The sequence below is a fragment of the Marinomonas rhizomae genome, from assembly GCF_003315485.1.
Lineage (GTDB): Bacteria > Pseudomonadota > Gammaproteobacteria > Pseudomonadales > Marinomonadaceae > Marinomonas > Marinomonas rhizomae.
Genome location: NZ_QNSE01000004.1, coordinates 44,014 through 62,381 on the forward strand (window position 1 = coordinate 44,014; position 18,368 = coordinate 62,381).

Genomic DNA, 18,368 nt, shown 5'->3' on the forward strand with positions numbered 1-18,368 from the left:
TATGCCTTAACTTTTAACATTTAGTGAATTTGTCCGTATTGGTGGCTACTGACACCAAAGTGTTGAATAAAAGCCGCTTCAAACTGATCTTCAGAAAAGCCGCTTTGAGCAACAATATGTGGCTTAGCGCTGGGGTCTTGCCTTAATTGAGCTGCTGCAGATTTAATTCGGCTGCGAGTGCAGTAATGCTCTATAGGTTGCCCAACGATAAGGTTGAAACCAATTTCGAGTGCTTCGGTGTTAAGTCCAACCTGTTGAGCTAATCGCTTGATATTTAATGCGTCGTGCTCAGGGGTTTCAATTAGGTTTTGCGCATGGAACAGTTTACTCTGGCAATCTTCACACTGCGATAAGTGGCTAAGCATTTGCAATTGTTCAATTAGTGTAAATATGACTGAATAAAGATGCCCAGCAAGGCTGATGGAGTGGCCTTTGTGTGCCAGTATCAGATCCATCGATGACATGGTTCTTTCTGTGATAGGGAGTTGGATGATTCCATGCTCATTCCCCAGTTTTTCTCCCATAGCCGTAAAATGCTGAATAATTTGATCTTCCGTTTCACCAAGTATTGCAGCCAGTTGGACTGGGCTAATGCGGGTTTGAAGCAAACTGTGCTCATCTCCTTTTGCCATCATAAACTGGCCGTTGATATTTTTTGGCTGATATGTAATTTGCACAGAGTTAATGTCTTTTGCTGTTTTGATTGGTCCCGAAGCTAAGAAGGAGAAATAGATACCTGATTGCGCTTCTTCATGGATTGAAACATCAGCATTACTACTTAGGTGTTGGTTAATTAATTGCAAACTCGGAAGTAGAGAAAAAAGTTGTTTGTGACCCGATAGCCATGGTGCCACTTCTTCTTTTATGTTGCCTGCATTGTCATACACATCGCGCATGTTTAATTGCATCGTATGTTGCCTCAATCTGATAATGGTTATCATTAAAGATTCTTTTGGCATTCAATGCAAGTGATTCTCATTAAAAATTTTATATGAGAATCACTTTATTAATATGTTTATCTGATGTGCGCTTATGAAAGAAGGTTAGCGGGGTGGGTGTTAGTCTAAATAGTCTGTTCTATTGAGTCCGTATTTTTGCATTTTTTGGTTCAAGGTTCTGCGTGGTAGTTGAAGCTGTTCTAAGACAAGCTGAATGTTACCTTTTTGCTGTCGAATGCTGGCTTCAATTAAACTACGCTCAAACTCTTGTACCTTGACGCTAAGGGGAAGCGGTGTGATGGTGTCTATATCGTCCTGAGCTTGATAACCTGCTAAAATTTTGGCCACACTGGTATTGGGTTCAAGCGCGTAACGTAGTGCGACATTTCTAAGCTCCCGGACATTCCCTGGCCAACCATACAATGTCAGGGTCTCATGGTCGATTGGACTGAGTTGCCTAAAATCTCCACCTCGTTCGTTAACTGCAATGCGACAAAAGTGTTCAAAAAGCAATGGGATATCTAATCCTCGGTGACGTAAGTCGGGGAGATGTATTTGAGATACATTTAATCGGAAGAATAAATCTTGCCTAAAATTTTCTAGTGTCTGTAGGTCACTTTTTGCAGCAGCGACTACTCTTAGGTCTATTTGGATAGTATTGTTGCTGCCGACTCGTTCAAGTTGGTTTTCCTGTAATACGCGCAGCAATTTAATTTGCATCGCCAGAGGCATGCTTTCTATTTCATCAAGGAACAAGGTCCCGCCACTGGCGTGCTCAAGTTTGCCAATTCTTTGTTTATTAGCACTTGTGAAAGCGCCGGCTTCATGTCCGAACAGCTCACTTTCAAACAGCTCTGCTGGAATAGCGGCACAGTTTATGGCAACAAAAGGGCTGGAGCTTCTAGGGCTGCAGTCATGTAGCGCTTTTGCAACTAGCTCTTTGCCGCAGCCTGTTTTCCCATACACTATGACATGCGTGTCCATACTAGCAAAGGTGAGAATTTGTTGTCTGACCCGGACGATCTGCTCATTTTTACCAATAATGGTTTCTTCTAAGCCGTGCAAGTCTCCAAGGTATTGTGACTGATTGGCATGTTGGAGTTGAACGCTTCTCAGTTGAATGGCCTTTTCGACTGTTTGTAGCAGTCTGTTTGGGTCGAAGGGTTTTTCAAGAAAATCAAACGCACCGTCACGCAAGGAGTTGACGGCGGTGTCGACGTCCCCATGTCCAGTAATAAGGATAAATGGCAGTTCATTTTCTTTTGATAGACAGATGCTCATTAGCGTTAAGCCATCGATTGGCGTCATACGTATATCGCTAACGATAATGCAAGGTAATCCAAGCCTAAATTGGTTTAGTAACTCTTGGCCTTCTTGAAACTCTCTTACTTCATAGTTTGATAAACGCAACCACTGCGCCGTGGTTGAGCGAACAATATCGTCGTCGTCAAGAAGCCAGATTTCAATGTGATTATTGGGATTACAGTTTTCCATATTAGGCCTTTAACAGTGTTAAGCGGAATACGAGTCTTGATTCATCATCGTGGCTTGCTTTGAGTACGCCATTCATGTCTTTTGCAAGGTTGGCGCTAATGGCAAGGCCCAGCCCCAAACCTTTTCCGATTGGCTTTGTCGTAAAAAAAGGTTCGAAAATATGAATGAGCTGAGTGTTTTCTATACCTGGGCCATTGTCTTGGTAGTTTATGGTTATTTGAGTGTCGTGTTTTTCTAAGGATATTTTTATATGCGGTATGATTTTTAGTTCTGCACAAGCCTGAATTGAATTACTAATTAAGTTAGAGAATATACGCTCTAATCGAGTTGGCTCAGCGATGACGGAGTCTAAATCCTTGAATGTAATTTCCCAATGAACGTTATTGGCATCATCTCCAAGGCTTTCTATGGCTCCTTCTATAGAATTCTTGATTGAGGTTGGAGCAAGCTGTTCAGGTCTTCGATAGGCGAGTACTTTTAACTCGCTAGTTAGTTTTTGCATCCTTACAACCAGAGATTCTAGGTCGATGAGGGTTTTTAACGCTTGCTCTGAATCTTGGCGTCTAAGTAATAGTTCTGCAGTGTAGGCTAACGTTCTTATGCCTGTTAAGGGTTGATTTAGCTCGTGTGCAATGGCGGTGGACATTTGTCCTATAGCAGCGAGTTTTTCGGTTCTTAATAGCTCCTTTTGAGCGGCTTCAAGTGCCTTTGTTCGTTCCAATACGCGTTCCTCAAGGCGGGTGTTTGCCTCAAGTAAGTTTAGCTCTGCTTTTTTTCGTTTACTAATATCAAGTAGGGTTACTAAGTAGCCTTGTGAATCACTCCACTTTAAGGAGGATACTGAGAGTAGTGCTGGAAAAACTAACCCGTCTTCTTTTTGCAAGACGACTTCTTGCTCTAATAGGTTTTCTGCGAGTGTATTTCCCGTAACCTCTTGTGTGTGTAAGGATTTAATAAAAGCTAATGCGATTTTATTTTCTGGGCAATTGGGTAGGAATTCATGTAAATAATGGTTATTAAGTTCAGCTCTCTGACCAAAATAGCGTACTCCCATCGGGTTTACAAAGGATATTTCTCCTCTTTTTGTGAGTTGCAGAAGCCCGACATGCGTATTTTCTATTAAAACTCTTTGACGTTGAGCGCTATTAGCAATCAGTATTTCGTTCTCTAATTTAGAGGCAATTTTTAAAGATCGCTCGCGGCGGTATAGCCAGAAAAGAAATATTAGAGCAAAAATGCCAAGGCTGATAAAAGCGATGTTCTGAGCTTTTTTGTGAATACCTTTTAAATTTGATAAATAGTGAATTTGCCATTTTAGATCATCTAAAGTGACATTCTGTAAAAGATAGTTTTCATCGTTTAGGTGGTAAACTTTAGAGCGAGTATTGTTTAGAAACTTAACTTCCGTAGGTGAATCTAGCCAATTGCTCACTAAAAGGCGGTTTAATTTGCTCGCTAAAAATATGAGGCTGTTTTGATCAGTCATGACTACGAGATCGTCAAGAAGGTTCCAGCGTTCAATCAAATCACTGACGTTAATTCTAACGGCAACTGCGCCAGCTAAGCCTGTTTTTGTATAGACAGGAGCCAATACTAGGTGAGCTGATTTATATTGTTTTGGGTTATAGCCCGATACCAGTATATATTCTCCTTGCTGTTCTTTAAGGACATTGCTTAGGTCTTGTTTACTGAAGTAGTCGTCTAAATCGAAATGCGGGGACTGCTCACTGGAGACTAAAAGGTCTCCTTGTGCCGATAAAATAAACCAATCCTGTGTTTTGGATACATGGGTCAAATCCTCTAGTTGGCGTTGTAATCGCTGCGTTAAAACAGGGTCTTTAGGATTGTTCATAAAGGCAAGTAAAGTTGGATTGTCAGCAAGCGCATAAGGAAGAATATGATAGTTTTTTAATTCGTTGCGCAACTCAATAACGTAATCCAGTAGTTTGTCTTGGCCTTCTGAATGCTTTTCTATAATGAGTGCCTGGTAGGCGATTGTGTTTACACCAAAGAATAGTAGGGTGAGTAGGGTGCAACCGAAACTAAGAAAGAAAAGGCGATGTTTACGGAATTGTGAAATCAAAGAGAGTCTCGCTAGCCTTTATTATATGTACCAGTCATTAATCGGATTAGATTAAATTGAAACTGCGTAACAAAGTAACGCCAATGCTGGTACTAATCAAGGAGGCAATGGTGGTTATAACGATGATGTTTGCTGCAAGCGAGGAGTTACCGTTCATAGCCCGGACCATTATATAGCTAGCGGATGCTGTTGGAGCAGATGACATGAGGAATAATACGCCGAGCTCCATGTTGCGATAACCTAATAAAAAACCGCCAAAAGTCAGTACGAAGGGGATGAGAATAAGTTTGCCTATGGATGCCAGTATAGCGCCTAGCATGCCGTTTTTTAACGACTTAAAGTTGAGCGATGCCCCTGCACATAAAAGTGCTAGCGGCAGTGTCATTTGTGCAAAATAATCGCCTGCCTTGTAGAGTGTTGAGGGGAGAGTTACCCCTGATAGTGAAGTAATAAAGGCGGCTAAAATAGCAATAATAAGTGGGTTTTTTGCGATGCCTTTTAAGATACTCACCAAGCTGGTATTTTTACCTAGGGCTCGACTTAGTCCAATGACAGATAAGACATTAAATAATATGGTCACTCCGCCTAAATAGGCGGATGCTACGGAGAAAACATCATTTCCATAGGCGTTGACGCAATAGGCTAAACCAATAATTCCCATGTTTGAGCGAAAAGCGCCTTGAACTAAAACCGCACGTTCGCCTTTATTAGGCTCCCAAATAGACAGGAGTAGCTCTAATATTATGTAGGTCAGTGTTACCGCTATCATTGCATATACCACTAATGAATAGTCGGTGTTTGAAGATATGTCACTCTTGGAAATGCTAATGAAAAGTAAGGCGGGAAGTGTAACGTTGAACACTAATTTAGATGCAACATCAATGAAGTTATCATTGATGATTCGTATTCGGTATAAAATAACTCCTAATGCCAATATCAAAAATATTGGCATGGTTATAGAGAAAGAAAATACCAAGACATCAAAAAAATTGTTCAACGCCATTCCTTAGGTAAGGGAGTTGTTAGTCGTTGTTTTCGAAACGATAGCCAGCACCGTAAACAGAATGGATGACATTTAATTCTGGGGCCACAGCAGAGATTTTTTTACGCAGTTTTTTGATGTGACTGTCAATAGTACGATCACTAACTACACGGCTGTCAGCATAAATGCTTTTCATTATAAGATCGCGGCCGAAAACGCGACCAGGTTCTTTGATTAGCAATTGAAGCAATTGGAACTCAACAGTTGTTAAGTCGATTAAATCGCCTTTGTAAGTTGCGCGTAGGCGATCTACATCTAGATCGAAGCCATCTGTTCTTGGTGATTCTGCTTGGTCGAGCTCTACGCGACGTAGGTTGGCTTTTACACGAGCAACAATTTCGCGCGGGCTAAAAGGTTTACATACATAATCATCAGCCCCCATTTCTAAACCAATCAGACGATCAATCTCTTCCGCTTTTGCCGTTACCATGATAATAGGTACGCCACTGAATTGGCGAACTTGTTTGCAAATTTCTACGCCATCTAAACCGGGTAGCATTAGATCTAATAGAACAATATCAACTTGGTTATTTTTGATGTAATTAACAGCAATATCGCCGCGGTCAAGGTGATGATGCTCATAGCCCGCTTGTTCTAAGTAAGCTGACATTAGCTCTGCTAGTTTTGGTTCGTCTTCAATAATCAGTACTTTGCTCATAATATTATTCGTTCCTATTCGTTTAACGAGAGTAGTTTAAAGGGAATTCTACTTTTATACCTAAGCCACCATCTGGGGAGTGATAAGCACTGATTGTGCCTTGATGTCCATCCACAATACTGGCGCAAATAGCGAGACCTAAGCCCCGTCCGCCAGTTGCACGATTTCTTGAATTTTCAATACGAAAAAACTGTTCAAAAATTCTATTTTTGTCTTCGTCGCTAACACCCGGTGCCGTGTCTTCAAAAAGAATAATGGCTTTCTTGTTCTTTTTGGCTAATTTTACGGTTAGCCCACCAGGGGCATTTGTATATTTTAATGAATTATTCATCAGGTTCGAAAAGAGCTGATGTAATCTATCTGAATCACCATTCATAACAATAGGGCTTTTTTGAGAATATTCAAACTCTAATTCTAAACCCGCTTCATTAAAGGGAAGAGTCATAGACTGAACAGTTTGTTCAATAATCTCATTTATCGAAATATCTTCCATTTCATAGCTTAAGCTACCCACATCATGCATCGACAATTGGTTTAAGTCATCAATTAAGCGCGCAATGTGTAGTGTTTCTTGGTGTAAGGATGAGAGGCTTTCAGGTGTCATTTTAATAATACCATCCTGCATCGCTTCAATTTCCCCTCTAAGAATCGCTACCGGTGTTCTTAGTTCGTGCGCTGTGTCAGCAACCCAACGTTTACGAGCTTCTCTAGTGTGCTCTAAGGTGCAAGCTAAGTTGTTGAAGTCACAGCTAAGGCTGGCTAACTCATCTGCACCTTTTACCGATATACGAGTATCGAACTTTCCTGCCGCTAATTTTTTTGTCGCCTTTTGCATGGAAATGATAGGGCGGCTGAGCCATTGAGCCAGTGGCCATGTTAAGAGTGCTGCAATGGCCAACATGAAGGCAGAGATAAGCAAAAATGCTTCACCCTGTTGGCGAACAAATCGTAATGTCTGATCTTGAACCAGCTCTCGTATTGAACGTAAGCCAACATAGCCAACAACTTTTTTATTGACAGTGACAGCGTGTGTTTCTGCGTCAGTAAAGCGTGTTTTGCCTATTATCGGATTTTCTTTGGCATCAAATAATAAAAAACGTTGACGGTAATACTGAGATGGATAAATTAAGTCCAAGTTAGGCGTACTGGGTGGCGGAACCAAGTCACGTAGGTTCTCAACCTTTGCCTTATACCACTCTCTTTCCATCCGACTTTCTTGAACCAAAAAGTACCAATCGTCGTAATAGATATAAAGATTGGCGGTTCTATTTGCCATTTGTTCTAAGAAGTCGCGATCTCGCTCTGTAGCATAGGATACAAACCCTCTATCAAAGCTCCATTGAAATACTTGCCACATTGAAACAATGAGTAAAATATTGCTTAAAACAAAAACTGCAAAAAGCTTATGTCGAATCTTTAACCCTTTGGTCACGGCCATAGTGGAGTTTGAAATCCTATTGTGTGTCCTGTTTATGTATCATTGACAGGGCGTTAATAATTATCGATACAAGATTGTAATGTCCATGGTATCAAGCTAGTTCGTTAGTCATTCTAATCGTCTGTTTACTATACAGTTTTACAGTGAAAGCTGGCTACTTAGTTGGAGTGTAAATAATGAGGATTTCCAATAAAGAGTTTCCTTTAGTATCATGCATGGGTTTTGTCTCTTAGGTTTATTTATGCCTGTTTTACTTATGTTGAAGGGTTCGGTTTCATTTATTTTGATTGTTGCCAATACCTTGATTTGTTTCGTTCCAGTTATGGTTTTGGCTGTGGTTAAGTGTATTTTGCCATTTGCATCAGCGCGCGCCGCTTTAAATGTTGTGCTGGATAATATCGCAACATTTTGGATTGGGGTGAATAACATCAATCAGCGCTATTTAGGGCGTTCTGCCATTTTAGTCTCGGGTACGCATGATTTTGCATTGGATGATTGGTATATGGTGACGGCTAATCATCAATCTTGGGTGGATATTCTCGTTTTGCAGCGCTTGTTTAATAGACGCATACCTTTTATTAAGTTCTTTCTAAAGCGAGAGCTTATTTGGGTGCCATTTATTGGTTTGACTTGGTGGGCCTTAGAGTTCCCCTTTATGAAGCGTTATAGTTCAGCATTACTCAAAAAACGACCTGAGTTAAAGGGGAAAGATATTGAGGTGACGAAAAAAGCTTGCGATAAATTTCAGTATTCCCCCGTTTCGATTATGAACTTTCTTGAAGGGACTCGCTTTACCCCTGAAAAGCATGATCAACAATCGAGTCAGTATAAGCACCTTCTTATGCCCAAAGCGGGTGGCCTGTCGTTTGCGTTAAATGCAATGGATGGCAAGTTGCATCAGTTAATTGATGTGACCATTGTTTATCCAGAGGGAGCTCCGAAATTTTTTGATTATCTTTGTGGTGAGGTCTCTGATATTAAAGTGCATATTCGAGTGATGCCGATTGATCATTCTTTGCTTGGTGACTACCAAAATGATGCAGAGTATAGGGCGTATTTTCAGCAATGGGTGAATAAGCTTTGGCAGCAAAAAGATCAGCAGTTTGAGTGTTTATTGCAAACAGAAGTGAAGGGTCTTGAGTAGGGAGCAATCGTTTTTCCTTCTGTATCCTTCAATCAATCGGGAATTGTATCTTTTCTATTTTAAGAAAATATCTGACTCTGTTTCTCTATTCTTAATTTTTTGAGGCGGCTTGGTATGGATATTTCTCATTTATTGACTTCTCACTCGCGAAATATGGAAGCTTCTTTGGTTCGTGAGTTGCTGTATTATAGTCAACAGCCAGACATTTTGTCTTTAGCTGGAGGCTTGCCAGACGAAAACTTGATGCCCGTCTATCCAGAATTGAAGCAACTAGTTGATAGTCGCCAGTATGGGCCAAGTGAAGGAGAAGAGGCTCTACGAGAATGCATAGTATCGATTGCCGCAGAACGTGGGATTCAATCATCGATAGGTAATGTGCTGGTAACTAATGGTTCACAGCAAGGTTTAGATATCGTTAGTCGTCTGATTTTAGATGAAAATTCGACCATTTTAACTGAGCAGCCAACGTATTTGGCAGCCTGTCAGGTGTTTAAGTTGCAGGGGGCGAAGGTTCAAGATGTTCTGTCTGATGCCGAAGGTATGTCTGTATCCGCTTTGCGTGATGCGATTGAGGAGTATCACCCGAAAGCGGTTTATTTGATTCCAAACTTTCAGAATCCAGCTGGGCATTGTTATAGTTTGGAGCGCCGGCGCGAGATTGCCGCCTTGCTCGATGAAAAAAATATATTGCTGATTGAAGATGACCCGTATCGTGATCTTTGTTATGACAATGTCGATCTTACGCCTATTTCCACTTTGATCAAACAAGCACCTTGGTTGTACATGGGAAGTTTTTCTAAGGTGTTGTGGCCTGGGTTACGTACTGGCTATATTGTTTCCTGCGATGCTTTTTCTCCATACTTGGTTAAAGTAAAACAAGCCGTTGACCTTCATACCAATCGTCTTGGTCAGAGCATGATTGCCCAGTTCCTCAAGTCTGGACAATATCCAGACCACGTTATCAAGCTCCAAAAAGCCTATAAAGAAAAGCGAGATGCAATGGCGGAGGCTTTACAAAATGAGCTTGGTGATCTCATTAAGTTTTCGCTTCCAGCTGGTGGTATGTTCTTTTGGGTGAAGTTGCCCGAAGGTGTTTCATCGCAATTAGTGCTGACTGAGGCATTGAAGGATAATGTGTTGGTGCTTCCTGGAACGCCATTTTTTCCGTGTAAAAGTCCATTTGATGATTCGTTTCTAAGGTTGAGTTTTGCTCGTGTCTCGCCTGAACAAATTCAACAGGCCATTATGGTAATTGCGAAAGTCATTCGGCAGCTTGCCTAGCTCTCGTTTGTTTAGATATTGACAGGGTTTTTGTTTTACGGTGTTTTTGTGGCAGTAAGGCTCATTTTTTATTGTATTTATACTTGGCTAGCAGTTCCTTCTTTTTGGGCGACACGTTAGAATCTTATTTTTAAGACTGTATAGAATAGGAATATGTAATGGGCAGAGCCTTTCAAAACCGCAAAGAGTCCATGGCAAAAACGTCTGACCAAAAAGCCAAGGTTTACAGTAAGTACGGCCGCGAGATTTATGTTTGCGCAAAATCCGGTGGTATCGACCCTAATGGTAATTTGTCACTACGCTCTCTGATTGATCGAGCTAAAAAAGATCAGGTGCCAACTCACGTTATCGATAAAGCGATTGATAAGGCGAAAGGTGGCGGTGGAGAAGACTTTGATACTGCTCGCTACGAAGGTTTTGGTCCTGGTAATACCATGGTTATCGTTGATTGCTTGTCTGATAACCCCAACCGTACTTTTGGTGATGTGCGCACCTGTTTCAATAAGGTGAAATGCAAAATTGGTAGCCAAGGCAGTGTGAGTCATATGTTTGACCACAGTGCTATTTTTGTGTTTTCAGGGACAGATGAAGAAGCTGTGTTGGAAGCCTTGATGATGGCTGATGTGGATGTTACTGATATCGAGTTAGAAGACGGTAAAGTCACTGTATTTGCCCCACATACTGATTATAGTAAAGCAAAATCAGCCTTGTTGGATGCATTTGGAGAGGTTGAATTTGACGTTGATGAAATTCAATTTGTTGCACAAAACATGACAGAAATTCAAGGTGAAGACGTTGAGCAGTTTGATCGCTTCTTAGACCTATTGAATGACTTGGATGATGTTCAGCGCGTTTATCATAACGCTGAATATTAGAACTAAAGGCCTTAGTGGAGTTCTTTGCTAGGGCCTTTTATTTTGGGTGCACTGATTAAAAATGACCAAGCTAAAACCTCAGTTAAAATCTCCTTGCGTTAATTTGTGCCTTCTTAATGATGAGGATATCTGTGTCGGTTGTTATCGAACGGGTAAGGAAATCAGTCAGTGGGGAAGTATGAATAAGGCTTCGCAGCAGGCGGTTATGAAGAAAGTTCGAGAGAGGGAAGCTAAGAGTCAGTTTGTTAGTTAAGTGCTTTTGCTGACTCTGCTATCTATCTTTTCTTTTTTAAGTATTTTCGCCTGCGTTCTTTAGCTCTATCCATTGTGACATGTATTGTGTGCTTTTAAGGCTGTGGTGTCGTAGCATCAATCCCAAGAAATGTTTCTTTCTCAAATTTTCCTTTAGTTGAAGCTGTAGTTTCAAACGATTGATTAATTTCGGTTCCCATTCTTCTGCTTGATAGCGCGCTTGTAAGATTCTATTGCCATTTTGCTGCATCAGTAACCAGCTTTCTTTGTCCTCATAGAGGGAAACAGCGGCATCAACAAAGGTTTCTATTTCGTCGGTTATCACCCCGTTCCATGGGAATGCGCCATGCATAGATTCTGCACCAATGCTGGTGGTTATGCTTGGAGTGCCTACTTGCATGGCTTCAACTAATTTGCCTTTAATGCCTGCACCAAAGCGTAATGGCGCTAAGCAAAGTCGCGATTGTTGCATGACGGCTTGAGCATCTTCAGCCCAGCCTTTCACTAAAAAGCCCTCTTTTGCATTGTGCAGCTGTGTGGCTTTTGGTGGCGGATAAGCGCCGTAAATATGCATCTCAGCTTTCGGTAAGCGTTTGCGGATTTTTGGCCATATCTCTGTTTTTAATTGTAGGATTGCATCCCAATTTGGCGCGTGACGAAAGTTGCCTATGCTAATAAAATGCTGGCGATCTTCGAAGCTGATTAAAGTGTCTGTGTTTTGTGGTTCTGGCAGCATAAAGGGGAGGTGTAATACGTGCGTTTCTGGCACGTGGAACTCATCGACCAGTAGTTTTGCTTCTACCTCCGAAATCATCAGGGTTAAATCGCAACGATGAATGGCGGCGATTTCTCGAATGCCATGATCGCTATAAAGGTCTTCAACCGCAAAGTCTCGATTTTGTTTCAGCGCATTGTGTCTAGCTTGTCTTAGTGAGTGAAGGTCTTCCGTATTAAGGATTCGTAATGAGTCTGGACTGAACTTTTCCACACGCCAGCCAAATTGTTCTTCCATCATGAAGCGATCAAATACCACTATATCTGGCTTTTTGTGTGCAATATAATGATCGAATGATGTGCTATTGAGCTCAATATGCTCGGCTTCAATGCCCAGCAGGGAAAGGTCGGCCATGTGTTCTGTTTGCTGAGCGGGGCTCGCAAAAGAGATGTGCCATTGCTCTTTGTGAAAGCAGTTGAGTAATTGCATCATTCTACTGCCTGCAGCGGAAGAGTTTGGTTCTGGCCAGACATAGCCGATGACGAGTAGGTGCACGGTGTTCTCTCAAGGTTTCAATGGTTTATTGGTTCTGAATTTTTAGCAGAATCAGGACATATTCGTCCGGCTATTGTATCATGGCAGGAAGATTTGTCTTGTCTGCCTCATTTGAAGGGATTGCCAGGCAAGACGTAAGCAAAACATGACGTTGAGAAGATATTATGATCATAAAACCAAAGATTCGCGGATTTATTTGTACAACAACGCATCCAGTAGGTTGTGAGCAAAACGTAAGAGATCAAATCGCTTTTACTAAAAGCAAAGGGGCGATTGAAAACGGTCCTAAAAAAGTACTCGTAATCGGTGCGTCAAGTGGCTATGGCTTGTCTTCTCGTATCGCTGCGGCGTTCGGTTCAGGTGCTGCAACAATTGGTGTTTTCTTCGAAAAGCCAGGTACTGAGAAAAAAACCGGTACGGCAGGTTGGTACAATTCTGCGGCATTCGACAAAGTGGCTAAAGAAGAAGGCTTGTATTCTAAAAGCATCAATGGCGACGCTTTTTCAAACGAAGCTCGCGACACCGTTATTGATTTGATTAAGCAAGATCTTGGTCAAGTAGATATGGTGGTTTACTCACTGGCATCTCCGGTTCGTAAAATGCCTGAAACAGGTGAGGTGATTCGTTCAGTTCTTAAACCTATTGGTCAGCCTTACCGCTCCACTGCCATTGATACGAATAAAGATGTCATCATTGAAGCGGAAATTGAGCCAGCAACTGAAGAAGAGATTGAAGCGACTACAACCGTAATGGGTGGCCAGGATTGGGAGCTTTGGATGTCTGCTTTACAAGAAGCAGGTGTTTTGGCGGAAGGTGCTCGTACCGTAGCTTATTCTTACATTGGTTCTGATATCACTTGGCCGATTTATTGGCATGGTGCGCTTGGTAAAGCGAAAGAAGATTTAGATCGTGCCTCTGCAGCCATCGATTCTGAATTAGCTAAAATCGGCGGCGGTGCGAATGTTGCCGTATTGAAGTCTGTAGTAACTCAGGCGTCTTCAGCTATTCCAGTGATGCCTTTGTACTTGGCGATGGTCTTCAAAGTGATGCGTGAAAAAGGCCTTCATGAAGGTTGTATGGATCAGATTTATCGCATGTTCTCTGAGCGTTTGTACAACAACCACAATCCAGCAGAATTGACAGACGACAAAAATCGTTTGCGTTTGGATGATTGGGAATTGCGTGAAGACGTACAGCAAGCTTGTCGTGAGCTTTGGCCTCAGGTAAATGATGCTAACTTGTTTGCTGAGACAGACTATCAGCTTTATAAAGATGAGTTTTTGAAGTTGTTTGGTTTTGGCGTAGATGGTGTTGATTACGATGCTGAAGCGAATCCAGAAGCGGATTTTGATGTTGTTACCCTTTAATTTTTATTGAAGGTCTAATAAGGAGTTCAAGTATTACTTGGGCTCCTTTTTTTATGGCAGTTTATCTCTTATAGTGAATGGAGTCTTGTATCGGGGTGATTATGAAATTTTCATTAGGGTTGTTGGGTGTGGTGTCTTTAGTTGCCAATGCCCAGACTATTGAGCGACAACCGGTTGATATTATTTATGGGGATCAGGTGATTCATACTGAGCATCAGGTGGTTGTAAGTTCTCGGGAGGAAGTTGCTGTTATTCCTGCAGAAAAGGCGAAAATGACTCTGGGTCCAAATATTGTTATAACGGCGGATGGAAAAGGTATGTCGTATTTGGAAGAAAATACCATTGCCGAGCGTGAGCAGGCGATATACGACGAGGTAAATAAGAGAACAGAAGAGGCGCCGTTTACTGTTTTATTTACTGGAAATATACCTGAGGATATTCAGGCTAAACGTCTTCGGATGATGCCAGAGATTGGTGTTTTTGGTGATCAGGTAAAAAAAGACACTGCGCCAGTGGATAAAGTGCAGCCAGATGTGGGGGATTTTTCGCCAATTGGTCAGGGTGTTGCGCCAGCGGCTAGTGGGCCAAAAGGTGCTCCTGCAACCGATCAGGAGAAGCTGGAAAAGCTGATCGGAGGGTGATTTTTTCGTTTATCCTTAATTATCCTAGTTCAAAGGCTAGGTGAGTTAGGGGAGGTTTTTTTCCAGTCTTGTTGCTCTGTGAGTTCTTTTGGAAATGCTTTGTTGTGAATGATTATTTTTGTTGTATCTGTTGATTGCAGTTTGCGATTGATAAAGGCAATAAAGTCCGTGCGTTGAATTTCTTCCACATTGTTTATCCACTCTTCCCGCGTTAAAAAATCTGGATCGGGCTTAGCAATTTGATGCCACTCATTTAGGGCGTTATCGCTTAGATTTTTTGCGGCCATTTTAAGTTCGCTTAGCAAGGCGCTTTTAGCTTGTGAGAAATCTTTTTCAGAGATGTTCGGTAGTCTTTTGCTTTGCTCTTTTAGGAAATCTTCTATGGCGCGTATGATGCTAAGAGTGTCAGTGTTTGGGGACTGTACAAGTAGCCCTAATATAGGGGTGTTTCGTATGCTAAGGTTTTGTGCCCCAACAATATATCCGAGCTGCTGATTGGTTCTTAACTCTTGATAGAAAGGGCTGTTGAGTAATTTTCTGAGTATTGAAAAGTAGGCTTTTTCCTTTATGGCTTTTGGGGTTAGCTGTGCGCTGGTGTCTATTAATGCGTATAAAACCACTTTGTCGTCGCTTGTTGACTCGAATTGGTAGTGATAATTCTGCTGAGAGGTGAGGTTTTTTGTCTCAATCTCAAGTGGTTTTCTAGGGGTGAGTCGATTGCTAAAGCGTTCATAAATAGCGTTCGCAAGCTTTTCGGCTTGCTCTTTTGTTAGATTGCCTGTGCTGTAGCCGACTATGTCAAAACGTTCTCGTGCTCTTTTTGTGTATTGTTGAAGGTCTTCTAAGGAGAGCTTTTCTAGTGCCCCTTCGAGTTGCTTCGTGGTGAAGCTGTTTTTTGTAATTAACGTGCTTAGTGCGCTGCTAGCATTACGGTAGGCCTGTCGGCTTTTTTGGTTGCTTAGGTCTTTTGCTAGTTGGGCTTTTGCTTGTTTGAAACGCTCTGGTGTTGGGCGAAATAAGAAAAGTTGGTCTATTAGCCAAGTTACATAGGCACTTTGCTTGTCTGAGTAGCCGCTGGTTCGTAATGTTGCCCCATTTGCATGGGGGTAAAATGCATAACCTAGACCTGCTATATAGGGTGCATAGGTTAGTTCGCTTATGCTGTCATTAAAAAGTCGACTCCATAATTTGTTTAGTAAAGTGTGCTTTGGTGTATTTGCAGCATCGGCAAAGCGTATTGCTAGGAAGTTCATTGCGGTGGGTTTACCAAAGCTCGAGTCGGATTTGTTCCAATAAGTGAAGCCCTCTTTTTGAAAAATGATAGTGGGCGAGGGGTCTTTTTTGTTGATTAGGTCTAAAGACTCGGGAATGAAATTATTTTTTTCTGGCAGGCTAACCTGCGTACTTTTTACTGATAAATTGATGATGTCTAAAAATAATTGACTAAAGTAATTATTGCTGTAGCTGCTTTGGTACCAAGGTTCAATTTTCCATATTGGCGTTTGCTTTGCCCAGCTTTCTGGAAATTCGTGGTTTGATGTTAGCTGTACTAAAAGATTATCTTGGGATAGCTGTTTTAGAAGGTGGCGAACTTGGCTTTTGTTCGCGGCAGACTCTAAGCGGTAGCAACTTAAAATATCTTCGGTAGGGGTTTTGAGTATTCTTGCTGAGAGAGATCTCGCTAAGCTTTGGGGGTTAACATAGCTTTGGTTGTTGAACATGAGTTGGCTAAGTTTTAGTCCTTCTTGCAAGTAGAGTGGGTTGATTGGAGAGGATTTTAAGGTGCTAAGCGTGGCGAAAAAGCGTTTTGCTACTGTGTCCACTTTTTTTAAGCCTTCATCGGTTAGGGCGATTCTCACAGAGAATAATGCATTATCACCATAGTCTGTGCTTGTGCTTGCTGATATGCCATTAATTAGCCCCTCAGATTTAAGTGATGCGTATAGCGATCCCTTATTTTCATTGCCTAAAATATAAGATAAATAGCGTGTTGGTTGGGTTTTGTAGTTTTTACCTTGGGCGTCTATTGGGTAGTAAAAGTTTAATGTGCTGTTGTCAATTAGTGAGCGCACAAATTGTAATTGTGGCTTGTTCTTTATTGTGAGTGTTGGGTAGTGTTTCTTAGGTATGGGAGTTTTGCTTGGAATATCTGAAAAATACTGGCGAGCAAGTGTTGCCATTTGGTTGTAGGGTAGGTTTGCTACCATCACTAGTGCCATGTTTTCGCTAAAGTAGTTCTCTTTATAGAGTTTGAGTAATTGCTTTCTTAAAGGGGCGTTGGGTCTGTTTTTGAGTGTTTCTAAGCTGCCAACGGTGAAGTGGCTGTATGGGTGTTCAGGGTTTAGTAGTGTTTTAAGTGCCTGATTGTTTCGCCTGCCTTCATCTTTAAGTTTGGCTTTGTATTCTGAATCTACGGCATTTTTTTCCCTTTGTGTGAGGGATTCACTAAAAAGTGGTGAAGTGAAAAACTGTGAAAATCTATCTAGTGCGCCTTCGTATGCGGAGGGTTTGATGTCGAAATGAAAATTAGTTGTATCTGTGCTGGTGTAGGCGTTGTGTGAGCCGCCGTGGGTATTTATATAGGATTGGTAGTTGCCTGCTTCTGGGTATTTTTCAGTGCCAAGAAAGAGCATGTGTTCTAGGAAATGGGCTAGTCCTTGTTGGTTGTCAGGGTCCTGAAAATTACCAACATTGACAGATAGAGAGGCGGCAAAGCGTTCAGCCTGAGGGTCGCTTACTAATAATACTTTTAAATTATTATTCAGTGTTATTAGGTGGTAGTCGTTTTTGTCTGTCAGGCTCTTATTAGGGATGTTGATTATCTTATTGTATGAGGTTTCTAGCGACTGCTTGCCGGTTTGTAGTGTCTCTGTTTGGTTGTTTTCTTGAGTGGCTTGAGGTGTGGTGCTGCCTTTGATCATAAATTTTTTTGTTTCTTGTTGTGTGTTGCTTTCGGTTGGGTGAAAGGTATGGGCTTGTATCGGAAAAGATACAAGTATAGTGAGTAGGGCGCAGTAGGTGATGATTTTTCTTTTAATGTTGATCATGCCCTCAGATTAACTGAAGCGTATGGTGGGGCGCAATGGGCTAATCTATTGCCCATTGCGTTTGGTGTTTTTTTACTTTATTGAGCATCCAGTGATTGGCCGTTTACAGTAAGGCTGTCTTTACCCATTAAATAAAGGTAAAGCGGCATAATGTCTTCAGCGGTAGGAAGGGTGTTTGGATCTTCATCTGGGTAGGCGTTTGCGCGCATATTAGTTCTGGTTGCGCCAGGGTTGATAGCATTCGCTCGAACGTTAGGCGATAGGTCCTCTAGTTCACAGGAAAAGAGTTGCATCATGGCTTCTGTCGCAAATTTTGATACAGCATAGGCTCCCCAGTTAGCCTTGGCTTTTCTACCGACGCTAGACGTAGTGAAAACGATAGAGGCATTTTCGGCTTTTTGCATCAAGGGTAGGAGGGTTTGATTGAGCATTAGTTGGCTGGTGACATTGACGCGCATGACTTGTTCAAACAGGGTTGGGTCGTAGGCTGCTAGGGTGGTTCGCTCGCCTAATAAACTGGCGTTGTGAAGGATGCCGTCAAGATGGCCAAACTCACTTTCTATGGTGTTGGCAAGGTCTAGGTAATCGTGTTCGGCTGCGCCATCAAGGTTTAGTGGAACGATGGCGGCCTGTGGGTATTGTTGTTTCTCAATGTAATCGTAAACAGCTTCGAGTTTTTTTGTGGTGCGACCTAAAAGAATGACGGTTGCGCCATGCTTTGCGTAGGTGATAGCTGCAGTTTTTCCTATGCCATCCCCTGCTCCGGTAACAAGGATTACCTTGTCTTTAAGTAGTTGGCTTGGGGCTTGATAATCAAACATATCTCCTCCTTATGCCT

The 18,368-nt window shown here is 41.9% G+C and carries 15 protein-coding genes; 6 read left to right on the forward strand and 9 right to left on the reverse strand.

From position 1 onward, the window contains the following. Positions 1-20: 20 nt before the first annotated feature. The 6 genes from DFP80_RS05410 to DFP80_RS05435 all read right to left on the reverse strand — a co-directional run bounded on the left by DFP80_RS05410 (position 21) and on the right by DFP80_RS05435 (position 7,653). Positions 21-908 carry a helix-turn-helix transcriptional regulator gene (locus DFP80_RS05410; RefSeq protein ID WP_113915796.1) on the reverse strand — a complete coding sequence of 296 codons (888 nt, stop codon included), beginning with the start codon at positions 906-908 and terminating at the stop codon, positions 21-23. Positions 909-1,058: 150 nt separating this feature from the next. Then, positions 1,059-2,432, reverse strand: coding sequence for a sigma-54-dependent transcriptional regulator (locus DFP80_RS05415; protein WP_113915797.1), 1,374 nt, complete (start codon positions 2,430-2,432; stop codon positions 1,059-1,061). Between the two features lies 1 nt (position 2,433). Beyond that, complete coding sequence (locus tag DFP80_RS05420; RefSeq protein ID WP_113915798.1) at positions 2,434-4,515, reverse strand: PAS domain-containing sensor histidine kinase; 2,082 nt, start codon at positions 4,513-4,515, stop codon at positions 2,434-2,436. 46 nt (positions 4,516-4,561) lie between these two features. Further along, positions 4,562-5,518 (reverse strand): AEC family transporter, encoded by a 957-nt coding sequence (locus DFP80_RS05425; protein WP_113915799.1) that lies wholly within the window; start codon positions 5,516-5,518, stop codon positions 4,562-4,564. 19 nt (positions 5,519-5,537) lie between these two features. Continuing rightward, on the reverse strand, positions 5,538-6,215 hold the full coding sequence (locus DFP80_RS05430; RefSeq protein ID WP_113915800.1) for a response regulator: 678 nt from the start codon (positions 6,213-6,215) through the stop codon (positions 5,538-5,540). 22 nt (positions 6,216-6,237) lie between these two features. Then, a complete protein-coding gene (locus tag DFP80_RS05435) occupies positions 6,238-7,653 on the reverse strand; it encodes an ATP-binding protein (RefSeq protein WP_113915801.1) in 1,416 nt (471 codons plus the stop codon). A gap of 241 nt (positions 7,654-7,894) precedes the next feature. Here DFP80_RS05435 and yihG point away from each other — a divergent pair, with 241 nt between their 5' ends. From yihG to DFP80_RS05455, 4 genes are all read left to right on the forward strand, one after another. After that, a complete protein-coding gene (gene yihG / locus DFP80_RS05440; RefSeq protein WP_113916043.1) occupies positions 7,895-8,797 on the forward strand; it encodes a 1-acylglycerol-3-phosphate O-acyltransferase, YihG family in 903 nt (300 codons plus the stop codon). A gap of 114 nt (positions 8,798-8,911) precedes the next feature. Next, positions 8,912-10,078 carry an aminotransferase-like domain-containing protein gene (locus DFP80_RS05445; protein WP_113915802.1) on the forward strand — a complete coding sequence of 389 codons (1,167 nt, stop codon included), beginning with the start codon at positions 8,912-8,914 and terminating at the stop codon, positions 10,076-10,078. A 158-nt stretch (positions 10,079-10,236) separates the two neighbouring features. Then, positions 10,237-10,953 (forward strand): YebC/PmpR family DNA-binding transcriptional regulator, encoded by a 717-nt coding sequence (locus DFP80_RS05450; protein WP_113915803.1) that lies wholly within the window; start codon positions 10,237-10,239, stop codon positions 10,951-10,953. A gap of 61 nt (positions 10,954-11,014) precedes the next feature. Continuing rightward, entirely contained in the window at positions 11,015-11,206 is a 192-nt protein-coding gene (locus tag DFP80_RS05455; RefSeq protein ID WP_113915804.1) for a DUF1289 domain-containing protein, read from the forward strand. 36 nt (positions 11,207-11,242) lie between these two features. Here the strand turns inward: DFP80_RS05455 and DFP80_RS05460 are convergent, their stop codons facing one another. Continuing rightward, the gene (locus DFP80_RS05460; protein ID WP_113915805.1) at positions 11,243-12,475 is read right to left on the reverse strand and encodes a glycosyltransferase; all 1,233 of its coding nucleotides are present in this window, start codon (positions 12,473-12,475) and stop codon (positions 11,243-11,245) included. Between the two features lie 164 nt (positions 12,476-12,639). On the opposite strand from DFP80_RS05460, the gene fabV reads away from it, so the two are divergent. Together fabV and DFP80_RS05470 are read left to right on the forward strand one after the other, a co-directional pair. Further along, positions 12,640-13,842 (forward strand): enoyl-ACP reductase FabV, encoded by a 1,203-nt coding sequence (gene fabV / locus DFP80_RS05465; protein ID WP_113915806.1) that lies wholly within the window; start codon positions 12,640-12,642, stop codon positions 13,840-13,842. Between the two features lie 101 nt (positions 13,843-13,943). Continuing rightward, positions 13,944-14,483, forward strand: coding sequence for a hypothetical protein (locus DFP80_RS05470; RefSeq protein WP_113915807.1), 540 nt, complete (start codon positions 13,944-13,946; stop codon positions 14,481-14,483). A gap of 29 nt (positions 14,484-14,512) precedes the next feature. On the opposite strand, the gene DFP80_RS05475 is transcribed toward DFP80_RS05470, so the two are convergent. Together DFP80_RS05475 and DFP80_RS05480 are read right to left on the reverse strand one after the other, a co-directional pair. Next, complete coding sequence (locus tag DFP80_RS05475; protein ID WP_113916044.1) at positions 14,513-17,404, reverse strand: insulinase family protein; 2,892 nt, start codon at positions 17,402-17,404, stop codon at positions 14,513-14,515. Between the two features lie 203 nt (positions 17,405-17,607). Further along, positions 17,608-18,351: a YciK family oxidoreductase gene (locus DFP80_RS05480; protein WP_113915808.1), complete on the reverse strand. Its 744-nt coding sequence runs from the start codon at positions 18,349-18,351 to the stop codon at positions 17,608-17,610. Between the last annotated feature and the right edge of the window lie 17 nt (positions 18,352-18,368).